Origin of the sequence: Pseudomonas sp. RGM 3321, from assembly GCF_022836805.1 — a bacterium.
Taxonomy (GTDB): domain Bacteria; phylum Pseudomonadota; class Gammaproteobacteria; order Pseudomonadales; family Pseudomonadaceae; genus Aquipseudomonas.
Window position 1 is genome coordinate 1 of the sequence record NZ_JALHBH010000093.1, and the last position, 24,139, is coordinate 24,139.

At 56.4% G+C, this 24,139-nt stretch carries 18 protein-coding genes and 1 pseudogene; 7 read left to right on the plus strand and 12 right to left on the minus strand.

The features are described 5' to 3' along the window. Positions 1-273: 273 nt before the first annotated feature. The 3 genes from RGM3321_RS05015 to RGM3321_RS05025 form a co-directional block, all read right to left on the minus strand. Positions 274-492 carry a DUF1289 domain-containing protein gene (locus RGM3321_RS05015; protein WP_244391846.1) on the minus strand — a complete coding sequence of 73 codons (219 nt, stop codon included), beginning with the start codon at positions 490-492 and terminating at the stop codon, positions 274-276. Further along, entirely contained in the window at positions 492-1,016 is a 525-nt protein-coding gene (locus RGM3321_RS05020) for a gamma carbonic anhydrase family protein (protein WP_244391847.1), read from the minus strand. Before RGM3321_RS05020 ends, RGM3321_RS05015 begins: the two co-directional genes overlap by 1 nt. Before the next feature lie 91 nt (positions 1,017-1,107). Continuing rightward, the gene (locus RGM3321_RS05025; RefSeq protein ID WP_244391848.1) at positions 1,108-1,704 is read right to left on the minus strand and encodes a CoA pyrophosphatase; all 597 of its coding nucleotides are present in this window, start codon (positions 1,702-1,704) and stop codon (positions 1,108-1,110) included. A 150-nt stretch (positions 1,705-1,854) separates the two neighbouring features. On the opposite strand from RGM3321_RS05025, the gene RGM3321_RS05030 reads away from it, so the two are divergent. Continuing rightward, a complete protein-coding gene (locus RGM3321_RS05030; protein ID WP_244391849.1) occupies positions 1,855-2,406 on the plus strand; it encodes an NUDIX hydrolase in 552 nt (183 codons plus the stop codon). A 64-nt stretch (positions 2,407-2,470) separates the two neighbouring features. Next, positions 2,471-3,034, plus strand: coding sequence for a L,D-transpeptidase family protein (locus RGM3321_RS05035; protein ID WP_004656325.1), 564 nt, complete (start codon positions 2,471-2,473; stop codon positions 3,032-3,034). A 146-nt stretch (positions 3,035-3,180) separates the two neighbouring features. Here RGM3321_RS05035 and RGM3321_RS05040 read toward each other — a convergent pair whose 3' ends face one another. Next, positions 3,181-3,492, minus strand: a complete 312-nt coding sequence (locus RGM3321_RS05040) for a YqfO family protein (protein WP_244391850.1) — start codon at positions 3,490-3,492, stop codon at positions 3,181-3,183. Between the two features lie 5 nt (positions 3,493-3,497). After that, positions 3,498-7,394 (minus strand): phosphoribosylformylglycinamidine synthase, encoded by a 3,897-nt coding sequence (purL, locus tag RGM3321_RS05045; protein ID WP_244391851.1) that lies wholly within the window; start codon positions 7,392-7,394, stop codon positions 3,498-3,500. Between the two features lie 213 nt (positions 7,395-7,607). On the opposite strand from purL, the gene mltF reads away from it, so the two are divergent. Further along, positions 7,608-9,098: a membrane-bound lytic murein transglycosylase MltF gene (gene mltF / locus RGM3321_RS05050; RefSeq protein ID WP_244391852.1), complete on the plus strand. Its 1,491-nt coding sequence runs from the start codon at positions 7,608-7,610 to the stop codon at positions 9,096-9,098. Here mltF and tadA read toward each other — a convergent pair. The 3 genes from tadA to RGM3321_RS05065 form a co-directional block, all read right to left on the minus strand. After that, the gene (gene tadA / locus RGM3321_RS05055; RefSeq protein ID WP_244391853.1) at positions 9,095-9,604 is read right to left on the minus strand and encodes a tRNA adenosine(34) deaminase TadA; all 510 of its coding nucleotides are present in this window, start codon (positions 9,602-9,604) and stop codon (positions 9,095-9,097) included. The genes mltF and tadA overlap by 4 nt on opposite strands. Beyond that, entirely contained in the window at positions 9,604-10,977 is a 1,374-nt protein-coding gene (locus RGM3321_RS05060) for a multicopper oxidase family protein (protein ID WP_244391854.1), read from the minus strand. Before RGM3321_RS05060 ends, tadA begins: the two co-directional genes overlap by 1 nt. Positions 10,978-11,153: 176 nt before the next feature. After that, entirely contained in the window at positions 11,154-13,130 is a 1,977-nt protein-coding gene (locus RGM3321_RS05065) for a tetratricopeptide repeat protein (protein ID WP_244391855.1), read from the minus strand. Positions 13,131-13,375: 245 nt separating this feature from the next. Here RGM3321_RS05065 and RGM3321_RS05070 point away from each other — a divergent pair, with 245 nt between their 5' ends. Further along, a complete protein-coding gene (locus RGM3321_RS05070; protein ID WP_244391856.1) occupies positions 13,376-14,110 on the plus strand; it encodes a hypothetical protein in 735 nt (244 codons plus the stop codon). 171 nt (positions 14,111-14,281) lie between these two features. Here RGM3321_RS05070 and RGM3321_RS05075 read toward each other — a convergent pair whose 3' ends face one another. Beyond that, on the minus strand, positions 14,282-14,767 hold the full coding sequence (locus tag RGM3321_RS05075) for a hypothetical protein (protein ID WP_244391857.1): 486 nt from the start codon (positions 14,765-14,767) through the stop codon (positions 14,282-14,284). A 323-nt stretch (positions 14,768-15,090) separates the two neighbouring features. Between RGM3321_RS05075 and RGM3321_RS05080 the strand changes: the two are divergent. Then, a pseudogene (locus tag RGM3321_RS05080) lies at positions 15,091-16,080 on the plus strand (membrane dipeptidase). Positions 16,081-16,610: 530 nt separating this feature from the next. On the opposite strand, the gene RGM3321_RS28450 reads toward RGM3321_RS05080, so the two are convergent. The 3 genes from RGM3321_RS28450 to RGM3321_RS05095 all read right to left on the minus strand — a co-directional run bounded on the left by RGM3321_RS28450 (position 16,611) and on the right by RGM3321_RS05095 (position 21,094). Then, complete coding sequence (locus tag RGM3321_RS28450; protein ID WP_347880965.1) at positions 16,611-17,333, minus strand: reverse transcriptase domain-containing protein; 723 nt, start codon at positions 17,331-17,333, stop codon at positions 16,611-16,613. Between the two features lie 607 nt (positions 17,334-17,940). Then, positions 17,941-18,147 (minus strand): hypothetical protein, encoded by a 207-nt coding sequence (locus RGM3321_RS05090; protein WP_244391858.1) that lies wholly within the window; start codon positions 18,145-18,147, stop codon positions 17,941-17,943. 229 nt (positions 18,148-18,376) lie between these two features. Then, entirely contained in the window at positions 18,377-21,094 is a 2,718-nt protein-coding gene (locus RGM3321_RS05095) for an AAA domain-containing protein (protein ID WP_244391859.1), read from the minus strand. A 728-nt stretch (positions 21,095-21,822) separates the two neighbouring features. Between RGM3321_RS05095 and RGM3321_RS05100 the strand changes: the two genes are divergently transcribed. Further along, positions 21,823-22,365 (plus strand): SLATT domain-containing protein, encoded by a 543-nt coding sequence (locus RGM3321_RS05100; RefSeq protein ID WP_244391860.1) that lies wholly within the window; start codon positions 21,823-21,825, stop codon positions 22,363-22,365. Then, positions 22,350-23,726: an RNA-directed DNA polymerase gene (locus RGM3321_RS05105; protein ID WP_244391861.1), complete on the plus strand. Its 1,377-nt coding sequence runs from the start codon at positions 22,350-22,352 to the stop codon at positions 23,724-23,726. The genes RGM3321_RS05100 and RGM3321_RS05105 overlap by 16 nt, the downstream gene beginning before the upstream one ends. The last annotated feature ends 413 nt before the right edge of the window (positions 23,727-24,139 follow it).

Below are 24,139 nucleotides of genomic sequence, written 5' to 3' on the forward strand. Positions count from 1 at the left end.
CAGTCGCACGGCCTCAAGCTTGAACTCGAGGGTGTATTTAACGCGGTCTGTCTTGAGCTTAGTCATGTCGTATCCTTGCGGCTATTGAGGCACCTGGCAAGGGATACGTTTTTCAGGGGCAAGGTCAAGAAGCGAACTAAGTCCCTCCTCCTCCCTTCAAGTCTTACCATACAAGCGAACTTGTTCGCCAAAGTGCTATTCCTGACGCAGGAAATGCATTGACTGCACCGGCCTCTTCGCGAACTTGTTCGCGGCTACAAGACCATCGGAACATCAGCGTGCCTCGCCCACTGTCCACATCAGGCCGCTAGCCCTGGCGCGCTCGTCGCACAGCCCGAGCACGACACGGCGCTCGTCGTTGCTCATACGGCTCCACCGGGTGATCTCGTTCACGGTTCGCTGGCAACCGGTGCATATATCCTGCTCATCGAGCGCACAAATACTCACGCAGGGAGAACGGACCGGCTTTTCAATCGGGGTATCAGTGCTCATCACTCTTCCTGCACAACCAGGTCACGGGCGTAACGCTGGGCATTGTGTACATAATGGGCGGCGCTGGCTTCCAGCATCTTCTTCTGCACGTCGGTGAGTTCGCGCACCACTTTACCCGGTGTGCCCATGACCAGCGAGCCATCAGGAATGACCTTATTTTCTCCGATCAGCGAATTGGCGCCGATGATGCAGTATTTACCAATCTTCGCCCCATTGAGGATGACCGCATTGATACCGATCAGGCTGTAATCGTCAACGCTGCAACCATGCAACATGGCGTTATGCCCAATGGTCACGCCTTTGCCGATGCTCAGGGGTGAGCCCATGTCGGTGTGCATTACTGTGCCATCCTGCACGTTACTGTTTTCACCGATATGGATCAGCTCGTTGTCGCCACGTAACACCGCGTTGAACCACACACTTGCCCCGGCTTCCAGCCTGACATTGCCGATCAGCACTGCATTGGGAGCAACCCAGCTCTGCGGGTCGGTCTGGACACGGGATTCCCCCAGGCGATATTTCATACAGCCTCCTCAGGCGGGTCGTACTCATAGGTACGGATTGTTATGAACAGCACTTCTTGTGAACAGCTCTTTTGCTGCAGGCCACTCAGGTTCAGGTGGTCGAGCGTTCGGGCGGATGATGCAGACTGATTTTGGTGTCGTACAGCACATTGACCAGTTCGACGATCATGATCGCGGTAAGCCCCCAGATCTTGTACCCGCCGTAACGGTAACTGGGCACGTACCAACTGCGGCCTTCGTAATCGATGCGGTGCGTGTGCTCACGGGCGTCCTGACGAAAAAACTCCAGCGGTACGCTGAACACCGCCGCGATCTCGCCGTCATTGGGCTGGTATTCGACAAAATCGGGGATGACACCGACATACGGCGTGACTTTGATGCCATGTCTGGAGATGAGCGGGCTTAACGGGCCGACTACTTCGACCAGCCCGGGAGGCAGGCCGATTTCTTCCTCGGCTTCGCGCAGGGCAGTAAAAATCAGGTCCGGGTCACCCGGATCGCGTCGACCACCCGGAAAAGCCACTTCGCCACCATGCGTCGACAGGCCACTGGCACGCAGGGTCAAAATCAGCTCGGGTTGCTCACTGCGGGTGACAGGCACCAGAACAGCCGCCTCGGGGAATCGTCGATCCGAGTCGAGGGTTTCGGGCGTATGATTGACTACACGGCGAAGTAGCTCATCCAGCATGGGAAATCTCGATCTGTTGCCTGTCTGGCATCATGCACCAAAGCGAGGTTGCGCCCAACCCCTTGCAAGGCAACTCCTGTCGCACAGAGGGTTGCCGAGCCGCGGTACGACAGGCCAAGATAGCGACTGCGTTCACTATCGAATGACCCCATGAAATTTTGCAGCCAGTGCGGCAACCCCGTTATCCAGCGTATTCCCGAAGGCGACAGCCGATTGCGGTATGTCTGCGAGCATTGTCACACCATTCATTACCAGAATCCGAACATCGTTGCGGGCTGCCTGGTGACGCTGGGCGACAAGATCCTGCTGTGCCGCAGGGCCATAGAGCCGCGCCTGGGCTTCTGGACGTTACCGGCCGGTTTCATGGAGAACGGCGAAACCATAGAACAGGCCGCGCGGCGCGAAACCACTGAAGAAGCCTGCGCCACCCTTACCGAGCTGCATCTGTACACCTTGATCGACGTTCCGCATATCAATCAGGTGCATGTGTTCTATCGGGCAGAAATGGCTAATGATGCGTTCGCCGCAGGAATCGAGAGCCTGGAAGTGCAGTTATTCGACGAAGCCGACATTCCGTGGTCAGACCTGGCTTTCATGACAGTCGGACGTACCCTAGAATACTTCTTCGCGGATCGGCGTCGGCAGGTCTACCCGGTTCATACCAGCGCCCTTCCCCCGTCACGTCCGTTGCTGGACACCTGAAAGTCAGGGTCGCACACAATATCGGCGCTTTTTTATAGAAAGAAGCACCTTCAGGGAAATCGTAATGCGCTGGTTGTTCGCCTTCTTTTGCATGTCATTCGTACCGCTTTCGCAGGCTGCGTTTACCCAGACCATCGTGCCCAAGGGCAGCGAACAGAAAATCATCAACAATAAAGTCATCAATACCGAGAGTATTGCCAGCAAGCCGATCGACAAGGTGCTGGTACTCAAGTCGGTTCGCCAGTTGCAACTGATCAGCGGTGGCGAAGCCCTGAAAACCTATCGAATCTCTCTGGGCAAGAACCCCAAGGGCACCAAACTGCAGGAAGGCGACCAACGCACGCCGGAAGGTTTCTACTGGCTCGACTGGCGCAAGCCCAGCAATAACTACAACCTGTCGATGCACATTTCCTACCCGAACATTTCGGACTCGGCACGGGCACGTCGCGAAGGCGTGAAACCGGGCAGCATGATCATGATTCACGGCACGCCAGTGGATGAAGAGTATCCGGAGTGGTACTTCCACACACTGGACTGGACCAACGGCTGCATCGCGCTGAAGAACAACGATATGCGGGAGATATGGGATCTGGTGAAAGACGGGACGATGATCGAGATTCGGCCTTGATCATTGCAGCGGGCAGTCAGGATTGGACGCAGAGCGTCCAGAACAGCATGCCGACGCGGAGCGTCGCACGATAGGCGTCAATAGTTATACATCGTGGGAGCGGCCGGGCGACGCTTGGCTTGCTCGCGAAGAGGCCGTGCAGCGCCTCAGAACTCTGCCAGCCGCCATACTTCGTAAGCAGGCGTTTCGTAGGGATGGCTCTGCTTGAGAGCCACCACCACTTGCTGAATCAGATCATCAGCCACGACCAGCTCGACCTTCCATTCCTCCACTGATTCTACCACTCCACTCTGCCCGACAAATGGCTGACTGCCATCCAGCGGGCGGAACTGGCCCTGGCCGAGCACTTGCCATGAACAGTGATCGTAAGCGCCGATTCGCCCTGCACCAGCAGCGAATACGGCGCTCTTGACCTCGTCCACATGACTCGGAGGAACAAAGAAGGCGAGCTTGTACACGCGCCTTAGTTAACCCAGGCCCGCGCGTTGCGGAACATGCGCATCCAGGCGGCGTCCTCGTTCCAGTCCTCGGGACGCCACGAGTTCTGCACTGCGCGGAACACGCGTTCCGGGTGCGGCATCATGATCGTCACGCGACCGTCCAGGGTGGTCATGCCGCCGATACCGCGCGGCGAGCCGTTCGGGTTGGCCGGGTAGGTTTCGGTGACCTTGCCGTGGTTATCGACGAAGCGCAGTGCCACAGTACCCGACACATCCGCTTCAAGCAGCGCGTCGTCATTGCGGAACTCTGCGTGACCTTCACCGTGAGCGATGGCGATTGGCATGCGCGAACCGGCCATGCCTTGCAGGAAGATCGACGCCGACTCCTGAACCTGAACCATTGCCACGCGCGCTTCGAACTGCTCGGAGCGGTTACGCACGAAATGTGGCCAGAACTCGCTGCCCGGAATCAGCTCGTGCAGGTTGGACAGCATCTGGCAACCGTTGCACACACCCAGCGTGAAACTGTCGGCACGCTCGAAGAAGCCCTGGAACGCATCGCGGGCGCGGCTGTTGAACAGTGCCGACTTGGCCCAGCCTTCACCGGCACCAAGCACGTCGCCATAGGAGAAGCCGCCACAGGCAACCATGCCCTTGAAGTCGTTCAGGTCGACACGACCGGCAAGGATGTCGCTCATGTGCACGTCAATCGCGTTGAAGCCTGCGCGATCAAAGGCTGCCGCCATCTCGACCTGACCGTTGACACCCTGCTCACGCAGAACGGCAACCTGAGGGCGGACGCCCGTCTTGATGTACGGCGCAGCGATGTCTTCGTTAACGTCGAAGCCCAGTTTGACGGTCAGGCCCGGATTGTCTTCTTCCAGCAGTGCATCGAATTCCTGATCAGCGCATTCAGCGTTATCGCGCAGACGCTGGATCTGGTAGCTGGTCTCGGCCCACTGACGTTGCAGCAGGCGGCGCTGGCCACTGAAGACCGGTTCGCCGTGGAAACTGATCGAGACTTCGTCGTTGTTGATCGGCTGACCGATCACCGCAACGCAATCTTCCAGACCGGCAGCGCTGAATTGCGCCAGCACCAGCGGAGTCGCGTCCTGACGCACCTGAATGACCGCGCCCAGCTCTTCGTTGAACAGGATCGCGCTCAGCTCGGAAACGTTGTCGGCCAGACCGTCGAGGTGCAGGTTCAGGCCGCAGTGACCGGCAAAGGCCATTTCCAGCGTGCTGACCAGCAGGCCACCGTCGGAACGGTCGTGATAGGAGAGGATATGACCGTCTGAATTGAGGCCCTGAATCACGGCGAAGAAGGCTTTGAGGTCTTCAGCGTCGTCGACGTCTGGTGCGACACGACCCAGTTTGCCGTGGGTCTGGGCGAGAATCGAGGCGCCCATGCGGTTCTGGCCACGGCCCAGATCGATCAGGATCAGGTCGGTGATGCCCTTGTCCATGCGCAGCTCGGGCGTCAGGGTCTGACGGATGTCGACCACTGGTGCAAAGCCGGTCACGATCAGCGACAGCGGCGAAGTCACGCTCTTCTCAGTGCCTTCGTCGCTCCAGCGGGTTTTCATGGACATCGAGTCCTTGCCCACCGGAATGGTGATACCCAGTTCCGGACACAGCTCCATGCCGACCGCTTTGACAGTGTCATAAAGACGCGCGTCTTCACCAGGGTGGCCAGCAGCCGACATCCAGTTGGCCGACAGCTTGATGTCAGACAGCTTTTCAATACGTGAGGCCGCAATGTTGGTCAGCGTCTCGCCAATCGCCATGCGGCCCGAAGCCGGAGCATCCAGCAGCGCCAGCGGAGTACGTTCGCCCATCGCCATGGCTTCGCCGGTGTTGACGTCGAAGCTGGTGGCGGTGACGGCGCAGTCAGCCACAGGCACCTGCCATGGACCGACCATCTGATCGCGAGCGACCAGACCGGTAATGCTGCGGTCACCGATGGTGATCAGGAAGCTTTTGCTGGCGACGGCCGGGTGGCGCAATACGCGCTGCACGCTTTCTTCGATGTCCAGCGTGCTCGGGTCGAAATCATCGCCGATCTCTTCTTCGCGTGCGACCGAACGGTGCATGCGCGGCGCCTTGCCCAACAATACTTCCAGCGGCATGTCCACCGGACTGTTACCGAAATGGCTGTCGGTGACGGTCAGTTGCGGCTCTGCAGTGGCTTCGCCGACAACCGCAAACGGGCAGCGCTCACGCTCGCAGATAGCCTTGAAACGGTCGAAATCTTCAACGCCCACGGCCAGCACGTAACGTTCCTGGGATTCGTTGCTCCAGATTTCCAGCGGGGCCATGCCCGGCTCGTCGTTGGGTACGTTACGCAGTTCGAAACGTCCGCCGCGATCGCCATCATTGACCAGTTCAGGGAAGGCGTTGGACAAACCACCGGCACCGACGTCATGGATGAAGCTGATCGGGTTACGGTCGCCCAGCTGCCAGCAGCGGTCGATGACTTCCTGGCAACGACGCTCCATCTCGGGGTTTTCACGCTGAACCGAAGCGAAATCCAGGTCTGCGGAGCTGGTGCCGGTCGCCATCGAGGAAGCCGCGCCGCCACCCAGGCCGATCAGCATCGCCGGGCCACCCAGTACGATCAGCTTGGAACCCACGGTGATCTCGCCCTTCTGGACGTGATCTTCGCGGATATTGCCCATACCGCCCGCGAGCATGATCGGCTTGTGGTAGCCACGAACCTCGTCACCGTGCGGCGTGGTGATGGACTGCTCGAAGGTACGGAAATAGCCGGTCAGCGCCGGGCGACCGAACTCGTTGTTGAACGCCGCGCCACCCAGCGGGCCTTCGATCATGATGTCCAGCGCAGTCACGATGCGCTCGGGCTTGCCGTACGGCACTTCCCAAGGCTGCACGAAACCGGGAATCTGCAGGTTGGAGACGGTGAAACCGGTCAGCCCGGCCTTGGGCTTGGCACCGCGACCGGTTGCACCTTCGTCGCGAATCTCGCCGCCGGAGCCGGTCGCTGCACCAGGAAACGGTGCAATGGCGGTCGGGTGGTTGTGCGTCTCGACCTTCATCAGAATGTGCACCGGCTCCTGAACCGCGCCGTACTGACGGGTTTCAGGGTCCGGGAAGAAGCGACCGGCGACATTACCGACGATCACCGAAGCGTTGTCCTTGTAAGCGGACAGCACGCCTTCGCTGTGCATCTGGTAGGTGTTCTTGATCATGCCGAACAGGCTTTTTTCCTGGCTCTGGCCGTCGATATCCCAACTGGCGTTGAAAATCTTGTGGCGGCAGTGCTCGGAGTTCGCCTGGGCAAACATCATCAGCTCGATGTCGTGCGGGTTGCGCCCCAGACCGTTGAAGCTGGTGATCAGGTAATCGATTTCATCTTCAGCGAGGGCCAGACCCAGTTCGACGTTGGCTTTTTCCAGCGCCGCGCGGCCGCCACCCAGAATGTCCACCGCGGTCAGCGGCTTGGGCTGGGCGTGGCTGAACAGGCTGGCGGCCTGTTCGTGATCGCCCAACACCAGTTGCGTCATGCGGTCGTGCAGGCTGTCGGCGATTGCCTGAGCCTGGGCCTCACTGAACTGGCCTTCTACATAGAAGGCAATCCCGCGCTCGATGCGCTGGATTTTCGTCAGGCCGCAATTGCGGGCGATGTCGCTGGCCTTGCTCGACCAGGGTGAAATGGTGCCAAAACGCGGCAACACCAGAAACAGACGGCCGCTCGGCTCTTGAACCGGCACGCTGGGGCCGTATTTCAGGAGACGATCAAGAACCTGCTGTTCTTCGCTGGTCAGAACGTCGTTGACGTCCGCGAAGTGGGCGAATTCGGCGTACAAGCCACTGACAGCTGAAACTTTTTGTTTCAGTTGTTCTAGTAATTTGCTGTGGCGGAAGGCAGAAAGGGCAGGAGCACCGCGCAGGATCAACATCTTCGGGACAGCCTCGAGAAGGGGGTGTGCTTTGAGGCCGCACATTCTAGCCTAAAGCGGGCCTTTGATCACCCAAAACGGCGGCATCGGGTACGCCCGAATGTCGCTCCGCGCAAAAAAAGTCTGAAAATGCCTGTAAAACCTCCTCGCCTATCAGACGCAGGCTTCACTGTCGAGATATGGCGCCCGGTGCGCTTTGCGTATACTGCACCGATGTTCTTCAGACCAGATTTCCGCCCACGTTGCGCCAAGTGGCTCATCGCAACCGGACTCTTCCTGATGCTCGGCGCCTGTGTGGATAAACCCACCACACTGGAGCGAGTCAAGGAGGACGGCGTACTGCGGGTGATCACCCGTAACAGCCCGGCGACTTACTTTCAGGATCGCAACGGCGAAACCGGCTTCGAATACGAGCTGGTCAAGCGTTTCGCCGACGATCTGGGCGTCGAACTGAAGATCGAAACGGCCGACAATCTGGACGATCTGTTCGACCAGATGAACAAACCGGGCGGTCCGGTCCTGGGTGCCGCGGGCCTGATCGAGACGCCAAAGCGAAAGCAACAGGCGCGGTTCTCGCACGCTTATCTGGAAGTGACCCCTCAGGTTGTCTACCGCAACGGCCAGTCGCGCCCCACCGACCCGGGCGATCTGGTGGGCAAACGCATCGTGATCCTGAAAGGTAGCGCGCATGCCGAGCAGCTTGCGGCGCTCAAGGCGCAGAATCCCGGCCTTGAATACGAAGAGTCGGACGCGGTCGAGGTCGTCGATCTCCTGCGTATGGTCGATGAAGGCCAGATCGACCTGACGCTGGTCGACTCCAACGAGCTGGCGATGAATCAGGTGTACTTTCCCAATGTGCGTGTAGCCTTCGACCTTGGCGAAGCCCGCGAACAACGCTGGGCGGTTGCCCCGGGGGAAGACAACAGCCTGCTCAACGAAATCAACGCGTACCTCGACAAGGTCGAAAAGAACGGCACGCTGCAACGCCTGAAAGACCGTTACTACGGCCACGTTGACGTGCTCGGCTACGTTGGCGCCTATACCTTTGCCCAGCATTTGCAGGAACGCCTGCCCAAATACGAGAAACACTTCCAGACATCGGCCAAGAAAGAACAGGTCGACTGGAGATTGTTGGCCGCCATCGGCTATCAGGAATCAATGTGGCAACCGGCTGTTACCTCGAAAACCGGTGTGCGCGGCCTGATGATGCTGACCCAGAACACCGCTCAGGCGATGGGCGTGACCAACAGGCTCGACGCGCGACAAAGCATTCAGGGCGGGGCAAAGTATTTTGCCTACGTAAAGGATCAGCTGGATGACAAAATTCAAGAGCCTGATCGTACATGGCTGGCTCTTGCGTCCTACAACATTGGTGGCGGACATCTTGAAGATGCACGCAAACTGGCGGAAAACGAGGGGCTGAATCCCAATAAATGGCTGGACGTGAAAAAAATGCTGCCGCGTCTGGCGCAGAAGAAGTGGTACAGCAAAACACGTTACGGCTATGCCCGAGGCGGCGAGCCGGTACATTTCGTTGCCAACATTCGTCGCTATTACGACATTCTGACCTGGGTCACGCAGCCTCAGCTCGAGGGCAGCCAGGTCGCCGATGGCAACCTGCATGTTCCCGGTGTAGACAAGACCCAACCACCTGCGCCGCCTACACCTGCTTCAGGCAGCAGCCAGGACAAGCCTGCGCTCTAAACGGCGCCCTGGTTTTTGTCTGCATCCTTGGCCGCCCGGCGCATTCTGAAAAACTCGCTCAGCATTGCCCCGCACTCCTCGCCCAATACCCCGCCCTCAAACAGCACGCGGTGATTGAGAAAGCCCTCACTGAAAAACTGCCCCTGGCTTTGAACGATGCCTGCCTTGGGCTCAAGCGCGCCGTAAACCACGCGCGCCACCCGCGAATGTACGATCAACCCGGCGCACATGCTGCACGGCTCCAGCGTCACGTAAAGCGTACTGCCCGGCAGCCGATAATTGTCCAGCGCCTTGGCGGCATCGCGAATAGCGACCATTTCGGCATGCGCACTGGGGTCGCTCGCACTGATCGGGCAATTGTAACCACGACCAATGATCTCGCCGTTCTGCACCACGACTGCACCGACCGGCACTTCACCAAGCAATGCGCCTCGCGCGGCGAGCGCCAGTGCCTCACGCATGAAGTCCTGATCCTTGCTGCGGTCGATGATTTGCGGCTGACGCATTACGACACCTCGATCGCGGCCATGAGACCGGTTTCCATGTGATCGATCACATGGCAGTGGAACATCCACACGCCAGGGTTATCCGCCACCAGCGCAACCCGCGCCCGCTCGTTGCGGCCCAGCAAGAACGTGTCGGTAAAGTACGGAATGACCTTGCGCCGATTGGACGCAACTACCTTGAAACTCATGCCGTGCAAGTGAATCGGGTGCTGATACTGAGTCATGTTCTTCAACTCGAAGATGTAGCTCTTGCCCAGCTTCAATTTGGCGATAGGCCGGTCGGCGCAGGTCTTGTCAGTAATGTCCCAGGCTTCGCCGTTGATCTGCCACAGGCTGGGCGGCTTGCCGTTGTCGGTGTTGACCGACATCGAGCCCACCCATTCGAAGTTGAAATTGATCTTCTCGGCATTATCCATATCCGGCTCGGCCACCGGGTTGGCAGGCAGCTCGGGTGGCCATTGGCCGGGCGCGTCGTTATTGGCGACCGACCGAAATGTCCCCAGGCGCACCGGGCCGTTACGCAATGAAATTTCCTCACCCGCAGGCGGTGCCTTGATCGCCAGACAGATGCGCATGCCCGGCCCCAGCCAGTATTCGTCGCCAAACGGCCGCGGCGTGACCGGGTTGCCATCCAGCGCATAAATCTGCGCCTCGGCGTCCGGCAGGTTGAGGCGATAGGTGACGGTATTGTCGAGGTTGAGCAAGCGCACGCGGGTAATCTGCCCCGCAGGCAATTCAATGACCGCCTGCGGAACACCATTCAATGTCGAAAGCCGCCCTGCCGTACCTTCACGCGCCGCCTCACGCAGCACGCTGAACTCGGTAAACGCGCCAACTTCATCCACATGCCAGCTTTTCAGGCTGACCGTGCGCTCATGGGCGAAACCGGTAGGCTCGCGCTCTTCAACGATCAGCGGCCCGACCAGCCCACGGCCCAGTTCTTCGCTGCTGCTGACGTGCGGGTGATACCAATAGCTACCGGCATCCGGCACCCGGAATTTGTAATCAAAATATTCACCCGGCTTCACTGGCAACTGTGAAACGTACGGCACGCCATCCATCTCCAGCGGCAAGCGGATGCCATGCCAGTGAATGGTCGTCTCGACCGGCAGCTGGTTGATGAAGCGCAAGCGCAACCACTCGCCCTGCCGCACCCGCAACTCGGTGCCCGGTGCAGAACCGCCAAACGCCCAGGCAGGTGTCTTGTGGCCAGAGACCAGCTCTATATCCAGCGGCGCAGCGATCAGCACGAAGTCCGAGCCCACTTGCGACTCGCGACGCCCCATCCAGTAACGCGAAGCACCACCAGCACCGAGGCCGACTACAGCAAGACCGGCGATGCCTGTGAGGATCTGACGACGGGTAAAGGACATGAACGGCGCAACCTCAAAAACGACGACTAAGCGCATCTGCGAGCAAATGCGAGGGGCGAATACGATACACCTGCATTTGCGTAAAGATAAGGGTGGATACCACGAACTGAAGTTGAGGCGTAAAAAAGCCGGACAAGGCAGTGACGCCTGCTCCGGCTTTTTGCATCGATCAACCGCTACGACTGACTAACTCGCTCCAGCCATTCGATATACGCAGGCTCTGCATCAAGCGATACATTGGCGCGGTAATCCTGCAACTCTGCCTGCATGCCAAACCCTTTCCATATCAGCGGTGCCAGGCGTGATGCCGGGCTGTTCGCCCGTTCCAGTTCGCTCAGCACTTGCAGGCTTCGTTGCTCGTGCTCGGCCACTGTTTCCGACTTGTAGTCGAAAGCCTTTCCCAACACGGAGATGTACATCAGTTTTGCGGTTTCTATCTCAGGCCACTGGAGCGCCATATTCAGGGGCCATTCGAGCATCGCGCGCTCCCCCCACATCGACGATTTGGGTAAGTGGTCGTTCGCAAGCAACGTCAGCATGAATGATTGGCCCAACTGAGTCAGATACACCGGCAAGACCTCAGCAGTAGGCTGCCGGTAAAACACATCCAGTGGCTGCTCACGCTTGAGTCCGATGCCGGCCAGCAAGCGCTGTTGGAGATCAAGTACCAGCGCGCCAAGTTCCGCCTTGCCTGCACTACCGTTTTCAACGGTTTGCCGGGTGCGGGTCGTGCAATTCCATAGGCTCAGTGAAATCCGCCATTGGGCCTGATCGCCCTCACCCGAACAACCCACCTCGCCCGTGACGAAATACTTCGTCGTTGGCGGGACGATATCGAACAGTGTGTTGCCGTCGACCTCAACCCCCGATACAACCGGCCCCGCACCCTCCGCGACCTGAACATAGCAATTGGCTACATAGTCATGCCAATAGTGAACCGACTCCGCCAGGTAAAGAGGAATGGCACGCGTATAGCGCCCGACATCATCTTCGCGCTGCGATTCGGCAGGCTCTGCTTTCTCCATGATTTTGGACAAGGCGAAGAAACCGATTTCTGGCGCACCTTCCGGTTTTTGCGCGAAGAGCCAGTCAGCATTGCGCAAACCGTAGTGCCAGACCGGCTTGTTCAGCGCCAAGGTATTGATCGTCACGCTGGCAGGGTCAATCGGAATGCCTTTGTCTTCCTGCCTGCGCACGTCCTCGAAAGCATGCGCAAACTGGTCAAGGTGACTTTTGATTGGCGCAAAGCCGAGTGCATACAAGCGAGTAAGCAACGCTTCGCCTTCATCCACCCTGCCAAGCTCCTGATAGGCACGCAGCAAGTTGAGACCTGCCGTCGAATCATGTTTGTGCTCATCATAAGCAGGCCCGACAAGCTCAATGATCAGCGGGATGTGGCCATTGTTGCCCAAGTCGCCCGATATCATCTGCAAGGCACTGCGGTCGAAATGACCTCCTGCCAGTACCTCCTCATACAACACACGCGCCTGCGCGACGTTCTGCTGCTGCAGGTAATGCCGCGCCATCCACAACTGCGCACGCCAACTGCCCGGCAACGCCGCTACAGTGCGTAGAGCATCGAGATAGGCGGCCTCACCACCCCGTTCCTGCTGGATGCTCAGCCACCACAACAGACCGTTTTCCTGATTCGGATCGGCTTCAACCGCCTGCCAAAGCGTCGCCTCTGCACCTGATTGATCACCACGCTCGGCAAACACCTTGGCCAGATTGGTCAGAATGATTCCCGACACGCCGACTTTAGCCAGCCCTTCGCGTAGCGAGGCTTCTGCTGCATCGAGCCGCGCGTTATGCATCAGCACGATGCCATTCACCACATGGCTGCGCTCGGGATTAGCGTCGATCTCGACCAGTCGTTCGGCGGCAGACATCAGGTCAGTCGCAAATCCATCGTTCAGCCCCGAAACGATGAGGTTGTAGAGCTCGTCAGCATCACCCCACTGCTGTTGCAGATTGGGCAGGAACACCTTCTCGCGCCACTCGCTCCGAGTGATCTTTATCTCGCGTCCGTAACTGTCGTAGGCAGTGATCAACTCGCCGTCGTGAGCTTCTGGCGGCGTTGTATCAGCAGGCGAGTTATCTGTTGAAGCTTGAGATTTCTTGCCGCTGAGAGCGGACAGAATGCGTTTGAACATAAATGGAGCCGCCGCGGTTTGGGGTTAGTGGGCAAGTGGCTTCAGGTCATAAAGTGTGCGGAGGGCCAGCCTTTGAATTCGCCACTGGAGATATTGTGGCGTTTGGACCTGGTTTGGCTGGCGTCCCTGGAGTAGCCGCCATAGCCTAGTACAGTTACAGCGGTCGGCCTGCTCGCGCAATGCGCAATGCCCAGAGTCGGCCAGGACAAACTGCTGGATGACACAACAAAGGATTATTGGCCGAGATGAGCACTATTTACGATCCGGACGCACGAACGGTCAGGCAAGTATCGACAGCGATATTCTTGCTCACCGGGACCTTTGGCGTCATGGGTCCAGTGAGCTTTTCAGGTGGCTGGTGGATTTACGGCTGCATGTCGCTGACGTCTTTCATTTATGCGCTTTATATAAAGTATGCGTGTGAGCGCTACACATTGTTCGCCTCTGGCTACTTAACACTGTTGATCTTTCTCCTGGGATTCGCGCCCGCGTGCGTCAGCTATAGCGTTGTCACAGATGACCTGAGCGGTTCCAGGCTCGCGGGTGGGTTTGCCGCTGCCTTGCTGTTGGCTGCCGTGATGCTGCTCTATTTGTTTATCTATCTGACGCCGACAAAAGAGTTTCCATTCGGGGTGTCCGGCAATAGAGTTGCCTTCAGTTCGCCCGACACATCCAGCGTCAGCGGCGGAGTTATCGCTGGCCTCGGAACACTGGTCGCTTCAGCGGTTATAAAGTCTTTCACGCCAATGACAACAGGCATCCTTATTATTCTGCTGTTTGTATTTGGATGCACGTTCATGCTCATCCACTCTCGTCACCTCATCAGAGGCCTGCGCACCCTGCGCGTCCAGGAAAAAACGATGCCCACGCCTTACACCTTCATGCAAATCGATGAGATACGCGACGCTCGCGCCCGCTGGTGGCTGAGCAGGTTGTTCAGGTGGGTTGCTTCCCGGGGAAAGCGGCAAGCGGATAGTTGAAGAGTTGGCGGTGACATAGCCTGCCCCACACTCGTCGAGCACGCATGGCTCGGTTGCCGAGCGCTGCGCTTGGACCCGCTAGCCGACTTTGAGTCCTTATCGCACTGGTTACAGCGCGAGCACCTTTTTCGGGAGACCCTTCACAGCGCTATGCGAAGGGCCTGCCCGTGATCAGTCTCGCACGAGCTTCAGCAGTCCGCCGTCATACCAGGAAAGAGCTAACGATCCGTCCTGTGCCAGGAAAAATGCCGGCGTTTCTTTATCAAAAGGACCCCAGCTTCCAGATTTGCATTCAACGCTATAGCGCACAGCTTTTTCGATGCCAAGCTTATGAAGTTGCGGCTCCAGTTCAGCTCCACTCATCGCCGGAAGCTTATGAAAAACAGGCCCCTTGCACACATCTTCCGTCGAGTCTGCGGACGCTTTCCATGCCAGTTGGTCGTGATTGAAGCTGAGACGTCGCCCCATAAAGCTCGGATCATCATCCCCCAGTGCCTGCACGCCCGAGTCTGATACCGCTACACCTGCAACATGCCAGCTACCGTAAAGCGCGCTTTCCCCAGGCTGATCGTGCTTTGGAGCATCCATAGTCGCTGCGCATCCTGTCAGCGACAACATGATCAGGAACGATGAACTGAAAGAAAATCGGGATTTCATGAACGGGGGTCCTTGGTTTTTGGGGATGTGAATATCGAATCTTTTTGCTGGGCGCGCCCTGCGTCGACGTTGGGGCTTGGGTTACCTTTGAGCAGATTTTCCGTAACGATTTTCCTCGAACTTCAGATCAGTTTCAAATGAGGTATTTTGCGGATTGCCCAATGTACCGACTTGCTCACCTTAGGTAGTTTTAGAGAGCCTGCTGATACCCACCCCACGAATCCCGGAGCTGTGCGATGAATTCAAATACCGTGCCTACGCCTACCCCCGGTGCCATTCGTTGGGAGGCCCATGCCTGCCTGCCGTTGCTGCCCAACCAGGACATGTCTGCGGTGCTGCGCTACCGCGACAACGGCTTTCACCACGTCTCGATCAATGTCGGTATGGACATGACCCCGGTCGGCGATGTGATGCAGGTCATCGCAGGCTTTCGCCAATGGCTGATCAAGCATCCAGAGAACTTCATGCTGGCCGGTACGCTTGCCGATCTGCAAAGTGCCCGCGAGCAGGGCAAGCTAGCGGTGTCCTTCGACCTGGAAGGCTCTGACATGTTGCTGCAAGACCCGGCAATGGTCCGCTTGTATGCCGACCTGGGCGTCCGTCAGATGCTTCCGGCGTACAACCGCGATAACAGCTGTGCGGGCGGTTGCCATGGCAGCGGCATGGGACTGACCGCGCTGGGGCGGGAGTTCGTGGGGGCGATCAATACTGCGGGTATCGTGATGGATTGCTCCCATACCAGCAAGCGCGCGAGTATGGAAATAATCGAGCTGTCACAGTGACCGGTCGTCTTTTCACACACTAATATCAAGGCTGTGTATGACCATCCACGCACGGTGGATGACGAACAGATCATGGCCTGTGTCGAATCGGGTGGAGTGATCGGGCTGACCGGTCTGGGTATTTTCCTGGGCGATCCGCAAGCGTCAGTCGAAGCCTTCGTGCGCCAAATCGATTACCTGGCCGAGCGAGCGGGGACGGCGCATATCGGCCTGGGCCTCGACACCGAGCTGCATCTTGATGTTAAGGGTTTGTCCGAGGACGTGAACGAAGAGGATTGGTGGCCCAAAGCATTCTATGGCGGCATCACTGGACATCGTCAACTGCAACCGGAAGCGCAGGGGCTGGTGGCAGAGGCATTGCTAAGGCGTGGCTATGATGCCGCGCAGATCGACGGCATTTTTGGCGGCAACTTTATGCGGATCGCCCAGGCCACCTGGCCGGTCGCGGTAGGGACGGCAGTTGCCTGCCGCCCCCCGCACAGATCCGTACGTGCGGAACTACCGCATACGGCTCCTGCCTTGGGTACGTGACGCGAAGCGATCCTCCGGGTATGGGTGTGCAATTCTGGGTCTAGGTATGTAGAGGTCGGCAAGACGTCCGTATCGTGACCACTGAAGCCGGTTACGCTGGCTGCGTCGCTTGAGAGCCTGCCGCCATAGACGGCACACCGCCAAACGAAAACCGCCAAGACGTATCAGGTTTCCCGGCACCGCGTGATAATTGAAATACCCACTGAACACTCGGTTAAGCCATTGCCCTTGAACCCGGATGGGTTCATGACGTGGGCGTTTCAGCTCATCCCGAATGACTGGCAGCGTTGCACGCATTCGCTTCTTGACCGTCAGACGCAGTATTTGAAAGCCACCGTTTCTGTTGGTACTACAACAGTGTGTGAAGCCCAGGAAGTCAAACGTCTCCGGTTTACCCAAACCTCGATCTCTCCGATTTTTCGCAGCAAAACGACCAAACTCAATCAGACGTGTCTTCGAAGCATTGAGCGATAAACCGAATCTGGCCAGTCGTTCTCGTAATTGCTGCAAGAATTTCTGGGCCTGCGATTTCAACCTAAAACCACCACACTGTCGTCCGCGTAACGCACAACAATCACATCGCCACGGGCGTGGCGCTCGCGCCACTGCCTTGCCCACAGATCCAGCACGTAGTGAAGATAAATATTCGCCAGTAACGGCGATATCACTGCGCCTTGAGGAGTCCCCTTGGTCGCAGCCACTCTACGGCCTTCTTCCATTATTCCCGCCTGAAGCCATTTGCAGATAAGTCCGAGTAGGCGCCGATCTGCAATCCGGTGTCCCAGAAACATCAGCATCCATTCATGGTCGATCTCATCAAAGAAAGACGTGATATCCGCATCCAATATCCAGTTCACCTTCTGGCCCTTGAGCGCGACCGTTAATGCATCCAACGCATCGTGCTGACTACGTCCCGGCCGAAACCCATATGAGAATCCTAGAAAGTCTTCTTCATAGATCGCATTCAGAACAGCGACAACTGACTGCTGTACGATCTTGTCCTCCAGAGAGGCAATGCCGAGCGGGCGCAGCCTACCGTCAGCTTTGGGAATATAGACCCGCCGCGACGGTGTTGCCCGATAGGCACCACTATGAAGCCGTGCGTGCAAATCGCTCACCCGCTGGAGAAGACCTTCCTCGTACTCCCGCCACGACATGCCGTCCACGCCCACCGCTGCATCCCGGCGCAGGGCATAAAAGCTTTGCGCCAGTAATTGCGGTGTAACGTGGTGCAGCAATGCCGTGGACTGCATGCCCTTATTCCTTGGCTGCTTCACGTACACCTTCAAGTCCCATCGACGCGCAACTGATCCGGCTCTGTGTCCGGGGCGCGGGGGACGTGTCGGTGTTTCCCTTGGCTACGTCCCTTTCCTCCACCCTCTCCGCAGGGCTAAGCCCCTTGCTCGATGGCTTCTCAGGTACTACGGGCGTATCCGACTTCTCAACGACGTAGACAGCAGGGTTACGGCTTTTGGCCTTTCCTACTCCGCCCGGTGCTTGCGCACCGGGCATCGCTGAGATCCCCCAGTTTCTGTGCGAAGGACTTCCCGACGTGCACAGGGTCTCCGACCGCGCGGGATCAGAGCATGACAGGCGTGTAACGCCATGCTCCGTGTTGCCTTCTGCTTCGCTTAACAGCATCGGCATCCCGAATTCCTGATTACGCGGCTCAATGGCTGGCCCATCGGTCTCCCCTGTCAACGCTTCACCCTGCACCTCACGGTGCAACATGCATGACTCGGGGTCTGGTTGATTCGCCATTTCTTACCAGTATCGAACTTTCATCGACTATCCTCCGCCAGCTTTAACTGGCGCACTAAGCGTCCGGAGATCACACCTGCGAACGGTGTTGTCGGTGCGCTATGGAAAAATGAATTGTTTCATGGCTGCCATCATCGCGATCATCAGAACGGCGAACCCCACCGCAGAAGTCCACTCGGACTCCGGTGTATAGGCAAACCAGGAGCCCTTCGATGGATATTTACCTCGCGTGAGAAGCTTCACGATGGGCCAGCCAACAGGGAAGCAGATGGCGCGAAAAATCACTTCAATCAGTACATCGAGCACGCTCGTACGTCCCTTTGCTCGGCGATAGTCGACAGGCAAGTATTACGTGCCGGGGATTATTCGACAATGGCGATGCAGAACGACGTTTGCACCAAGTAGCTACCCTTTTCAGGTCGTAAATAGTTTGCAGAATGCGGGCGATGAGCCGGCACCGCTGTTGCCGCTCTACCGCCAACCATAACATCTTCAAAAGGGTAATTAGCAGTCTCGATACAAGGTCGGCATCGCTTCAACCCGGCGAAACTCTGAGACTTTTATCTGGTGCAGACGGCGTCCATTGATCCACAAACGCCGCGACTTTTTCTTCAATATGGCTCTCGATAGTGCGTAGACGGAGCAAAGGAATGCCGCACTTTTCCAGAATGCTGTTTTTTACAGCGTCTCGTTCAATCTGTAACGGATCGTCATGGTGACCACCATCGACTTCAATCACGCCCAATGGGGTCTTACCCACCTTGAAATAGAGCACGAAATCGCATCGCGCAGCGTTTCTCATAAACTCCAGCTCTCTCTCCGTGAAGGTTGCGCGGGCCACCGATGCCAGTTGCATCAGCCGGATCTCACGGTGGAACATGATCCCTCGGCGGGGTTCCTGAGCCAATGCCTCGCGAAGTATCTGCGCCGCAATCTGTTCGGACTTGAATAATGAGTCATTGGGATTGAGCCTTTTATTGAAGCGCTCAAGTGATCGGTCGTACTCTTTATAGAGCAGATCGAATGCCGAGATAACAGGCGCTCGATGGACCTGCCCATCTTCTGCGTAATATTCCATATAGCGGATAAGCGCAGCGATATGCCCATTGCTGGTTTTGAAAACATTGTCGCCTGTAACCAGCGTAAACCTGTTCTTGGCTCTGGATACCGCCACATTAACCATCCGCGCATCATCTACAAAACTCAGGCGCTCCGGGCTTTTGTACTTGTCCAGCACAGTAGAAAAAACGATTTCGTCGCACTCCCTGCCCTGAAATTTATGCACGGTGGCTCTGACGAAATCAGCTGGCAGACAGGAACCTGAAAGTATCGCCTGATTCTTGAAGGGGGCAATGAACCCTCTGCCATCTTCGCCCTCCCAGAGGCTTTCCCCGTCGGCCTCAAGCACTGCCAATAAAGAGTCGAGCTCTCTGAGATTGGAATTGTTGCGCGTGTGGTTTCCCTTGGCAGTCACCAGCAGCGTCAACGGTTTTTCGCCATTGTCCATTGTCATCGGTACTAGCTGATTATCGTAAAACTGCTGATTGCAGAACTGAATAATCCGGGGATGACACCGATAGTGCTCTTTGAGCAACGTCATCGGTATCGAGTTGCCGAACACACTGACGCATGAGTCCAAAAGGCTGTACTTCTCACAGTCATACCAGGGCGCGGGCGCTTCCAGCCCGAGTTTTTCCGGAATGTGTGCAAGTTGCTTTCTGTCCCCCACGATGATCAGATTTTTCGCACAACTGAGTGCCAGTACACCTGGGACGATGTCCTGTTGCGAGGCCTCGTCGATAATCACGTAATCGAGAACAGCTTTGCCGCCAAGGGAGTTGACGATTGAATGCGTACTGCTGCCAATGACCGGGTAGCGCTTCAGGAACGCATCAAGCCGCTTTCTGTAAGTGGTGTCGAAGGTATCGTCATCAGAGATATGACGATGCAGGTGGTGTTTCAGGTGAAGCATGGAAGAAGTGGTCAACTCCTCCAGCAGCGCCTTGAAGTTACCGACGCGCAATGCCTCTTCATGGGCTGCCAACTCTGCCTTCTTACCTTGCAAGACCTTGTCGTAATAATGGAGCTGCAGGCTGTAGAAGGCAGACATGCGCTTGTCCCAATTATCGAAGGGGCGGGTGCGCAAAATTCTGAAATTGAACAAGAGCTCGATACGGTCCTTGATTCTTATGCGCTCGCTCGCAAGCTGCTCGAGGTAAGCCATCAAGTCCGTCGTCTTTTGTGGCGACAGTTTATATCTGTCCAGAGAAGGACCGGCCACACCGTTATCCCGCTGCCACTCAGTAAGGTAGCGACGCTCTATCTCCAGCTCGTTAATCTCGAGCTGCAACTGCGCCACTGCGTTACGAGCGCCCAGGTAGCCTTTGAGCTGTTGCAGCACAGCCTGGATATGCTCAATGGCAGGCGCTGGTGAAGGATCTGTGGAAGGTCGAGAAGGACGGTTGGCAAAAAACTCTTTCTGATTGTCGTTCTTACCCAGCCTCGCGACCAGATAATCCAAGCCGCACTTGCCTAGCTTTTCATAAACATTCTCGACTGCAGAATTGTTGTTGGACACCACCGCCACTGTTTTTCCCTGCAAAAGGATGTTGGCAATGATGTTCAGGATAGTCTGCGTCTTGCCCGTGCCGGGAGGACCTTCAATCACGCTTATCTGTGAAAGGAACGCTTGCTCCACCGCCTGGAGCTGACTTTCGTTGAGGCCGAAAGGAAAGATAAAATTGCCTGACGACTCCAGCGTTCCATGCTGCCCTTTGCAGTAGGCATGCAGCGCCGTGGTCGGGGACAATGAAAGTGTGCCCATTTGGCGGTCAATATTTTCGGCTATGCCCTTTTTATCACCGGCAGCGGCAGTGCTGACCCTGGCTGCGGCCACTGAGCGAAAATAAGTGAATGCAGGCTCATCAGTGATTGAGGTCGGGGAAAAGAACTCAACACTGTCCATGTTAAAAATGTACTTTTTCGGTTTTCCCGGATATTGAACGAGGGCGTGTTTCTCACCGTATATCTCCACCCTAGCGACGGGATTGAATTCCGAGCTTCCTTTTCTCAGAAGAAGCATATCCTTCAATTCCAGGGTAGGCACGACCCTGCACTCACTCAGCGGGCGGGAATAAGTTTTTTGAGAGGGGTAGTGGCACGTCAGGGTGAACCCGCCCTTGCCATCTGGTTTTATATCCCAGCCGCTGATCTGCCGGGTCTTGTCCTCGCCACGTACATAGATGGAAACCATAAATCCCTTAAACAGGCTTGATCACCGCCTGTACGCATCCGTGCCGTAAAAACCCGAATTCATTGATTCGGTAGCCGATGACATTCTGGCATTGCTAAACAGATTGATGCCAGTACGAAGTGTGGCGAGGGGGCCGTTTGAGAGATCACGCCACATAAACACGGTGCTTGGCGATGCACAAAGCTGCCAGAATTTGCCAGACCCAAAAAACCAAAAGCCCGCAATTACGCAGGCTTCAGGGCATTTCTTGCTAGATCGTGCCGGACAATACCAGCCACCCAATCATTCCCACTCTATTATTTTATATAATTAAAAATACATATAATTCAGACAGTTACATCACAAGAACTTAGCTATACCATGAAAAATACCATGCCAAGATTCTGATTACTGACCCTAAGTTCGAGCTTGATCGTCTCATCAGCTTCAGCAGGCACCATCGTCGGCAAAGCAGCCTCTACGGCACATCACCACCTAAGGCCAGGCTTAGCTTTGCCAGATATCTGGCTGGCCGCTAAAACTACTCAGACAGACTCTTCTTTCCAGAGCTAATAGTGTCAATGTAGAATCACTCAGGAAGAGGCAGGTTTTTCCTCTCGCGCAAGTGAGGGTGGTTCTGATAATGAACGGTTTCGACCGTTGGGCATACGCTCACCGATCCCCTTGGGGATGTTCAAATGTACTCAAATCCCCCTGCCTTCTTCCCCTATTTTCATGGAGAAATGTGAGTGAAGGACAAGGTCTGGTTTACGTACAAGGCGCGCATCCAAGCGCATAAACGCCTGGAATGGCTGGACTTCCATTCACAAATGCTACTCGTATGGTACGCCATTCTCAGCACGGTCCTTGCAGTGCTTGCCGTTCGCTACGAGCATGTTCTTGGCCCCGATACCGACGTGATGGCAACAGTCCTGTCTGTAGCCTTGCTCGGGGTTTCCCTCGCCGTAAGCAATCGAGACTTCAGAGGGAGAGCCATGGCGATGCGCAGCAACTACCTGCAGCTGCAGAAGTTGTATAACGAGCTATCCGTCAGCATGCCACCTACTCCGGTTCAGACCAGTCGATATGACGACCTTTTGGCCGAGTCCGAAAACCATAACGAGGTCGACGATCGGATCGCTCGAGTTTTCGCTAGTGGCCTCTCCAGCAGACAACCAACTTGGTTCGAGAGTACCTCTGCCATCTACTGGCTCGGTCTACGCCTTTTGCTCACTAGCTTGCTCTATGCACTGCCATTGGCCGTAGGACTATATGCTTGGGCTATGAAGTGAACGCCGCTAGAAGCTTCAAGAAACACTTCGCTCACAGGCCCTTGCTTCAGATCTATACCGATAAAATCAAGCCATCTGGTGCGATTGGGCTTGATCGCACCCGGCCGGCACAGCTGGATACTCGGTTGAACGAGGAGCTTGACCTAATCATCCGAAAGGTCCACCAAGGAAATTACCGCTTCACCGCCTACAAGGAAAAGCTGATCCTTAAAGGTGCCACCTCCCAGCCAAGACAGATCTCTATCCCGACGGCCAGGGACAGGATCGTTCTCAGAGCGTTGTGCGACTGCCTTGCCGAGGTTTACCCCTCGGCAAAGCTCTCATTGCCTCAGGAGGTCATAAATGATTTAAGAGCGGGCGTGGCATCAGGAAAATATGCGGAATACGCGAAAATCGACCTGAAAAATTTCTATCCTTCGATCCCGCATTCTTTGATCAGAACGACGATCTGGAAGAAAGTACGAAAACGAGAACTCAGAAGCCTGATCGAGGCTGCGATAACCACGCCAACCGTCCCCGAATCCAAGGGTAAAAAAGATACACCCGACTCAACAATCGGCGTACCTCAAGGCTTGGCGATCTCCAACCTATTGGCCGAGATTGCCCTGCAGAACATTGACTCTGTGTTCAAGGCCCACGCTGGAATTTGGTACAAACGCTACGTCGATGACATTCTGATCCTTGCACCGGAGGGCCAAGCCAAAGCAGTAGCAGATGAGCTGATCGCTGCCTTGAAAAAATTGGGGCTCAACCCCCATGACTTTGGCCCTGGCTCGAAGTCCAAAGTTGCACCGCTCACGGAGCCCTTTAGCTTTCTGGGTTATCAGGTAGAAGGGGGCGAGATCATCATTCGCCACGAGAGCATTCTTCGATTTGAGTCCTCTATCGCGAAGATCTTCACCGCCTACAGGCACAGGATAGCGACCGCACATTCCCCCAAGGACTTGCAACGGGCCAGAGCGTACTGTGAATGGAAGGTAAATCTCCGAATCACCGGATGCTACTTCGGTTACAAACGCAGAGGCTGGGCATCGTATTTCTCCCAGATCACCTCGACGACGCAGCTCCGGTCAGTCAACCACACTATACGCAAGCTCACCCAGCGGTTTGCGCTAGAGGGTCATATTCAAACAAAGTCGCTCATCAAGACGTTCTATGAGTTGAGACGTGGAGGTGCCGGCAGCCATACCTATATCCCGAATCTAGATGATCGTGACATCGGCCAGAAGCGAGCGCTCTTGGCTATCTGGATCGGCGATGAAGCTTGGCAGCTCCCTGACCACCATGTTGAGCGGCTTTTTGTGATCAAAGTAACCAAGGCCATTAGGGAGCTTGAAGAAGACATCGCCCATGCGTCGTAGCGCAGGCAGTCCCCTGCCTGTATGGGATCGCCTTCGAAAAGATCATAAACGATGCAAAACCGATGATGCCCCTCTCGCCAAGACCTCCAGCCAAGGCGCGAAAGCCGCGTTTGAGCCACTAGTCGCCAAAAAATGGAGTAGATATGGCGTTCTGATATGAATTCAGCGTAGTCTGCAATTTGATCTACTCCGGCTCCGGTTTGAGACTGTTGGTCCACTGGCGTCAGCCGTACCTCAGCAAATCGCTGGAGAGAGAGGCGGTTGAGCTGTAAGGAGTAACTGGATTGCTCAAGGATGGGTTAAGACGAAAATCAATCGATCTAACTAAAACGCCTGAGCACAGGGGAATTTTTTGTGCGCGCTGAAGTGTGAACAAATAACAAAATCAAAGTGGGGGTGGGATATTCCTAACA

Excerpts from the sequence above, each read along its gene's own strand:
- RGM3321_RS05015 (WP_244391846.1), bottom strand. The coding sequence starts at position 492 with ATGAGCACTGATACCCCGATTGAAAAGCCGGTCCGTTCTCCCTGCGTG.
- RGM3321_RS05020 (WP_244391847.1), bottom strand. The coding sequence starts at position 1,016 with ATGAAATATCGCCTGGGGGAATCCCGTGTCCAGACCGACCCGCAGAGC.
- RGM3321_RS05025 (WP_244391848.1), bottom strand. The coding sequence starts at position 1,704 with ATGCTGGATGAGCTACTTCGCCGTGTAGTCAATCATACGCCCGAAACC.
- RGM3321_RS05030 (WP_244391849.1), top strand. The coding sequence starts at position 1,855 with ATGAAATTTTGCAGCCAGTGCGGCAACCCCGTTATCCAGCGTATTCCC.
- RGM3321_RS05035 (WP_004656325.1), top strand. The coding sequence starts at position 2,471 with ATGCGCTGGTTGTTCGCCTTCTTTTGCATGTCATTCGTACCGCTTTCG.
- purL (WP_244391851.1), bottom strand. The coding sequence starts at position 7,394 with ATGTTGATCCTGCGCGGTGCTCCTGCCCTTTCTGCCTTCCGCCACAGC.
- mltF (WP_244391852.1), top strand. The coding sequence starts at position 7,608 with ATGTTCTTCAGACCAGATTTCCGCCCACGTTGCGCCAAGTGGCTCATC.
- tadA (WP_244391853.1), bottom strand. The coding sequence starts at position 9,604 with ATGCGTCAGCCGCAAATCATCGACCGCAGCAAGGATCAGGACTTCATG.
- RGM3321_RS05060 (WP_244391854.1), bottom strand. The coding sequence starts at position 10,977 with ATGTCCTTTACCCGTCGTCAGATCCTCACAGGCATCGCCGGTCTTGCT.
- RGM3321_RS05065 (WP_244391855.1), bottom strand. The coding sequence starts at position 13,130 with ATGTTCAAACGCATTCTGTCCGCTCTCAGCGGCAAGAAATCTCAAGCT.
- RGM3321_RS05070 (WP_244391856.1), top strand. The coding sequence starts at position 13,376 with ATGAGCACTATTTACGATCCGGACGCACGAACGGTCAGGCAAGTATCG.
- RGM3321_RS05075 (WP_244391857.1), bottom strand. The coding sequence starts at position 14,767 with ATGAAATCCCGATTTTCTTTCAGTTCATCGTTCCTGATCATGTTGTCG.
- RGM3321_RS28450 (WP_347880965.1), bottom strand. The coding sequence starts at position 17,333 with ATGCAGTCCACGGCATTGCTGCACCACGTTACACCGCAATTACTGGCG.
- RGM3321_RS05095 (WP_244391859.1), bottom strand. The coding sequence starts at position 21,094 with ATGGTTTCCATCTATGTACGTGGCGAGGACAAGACCCGGCAGATCAGC.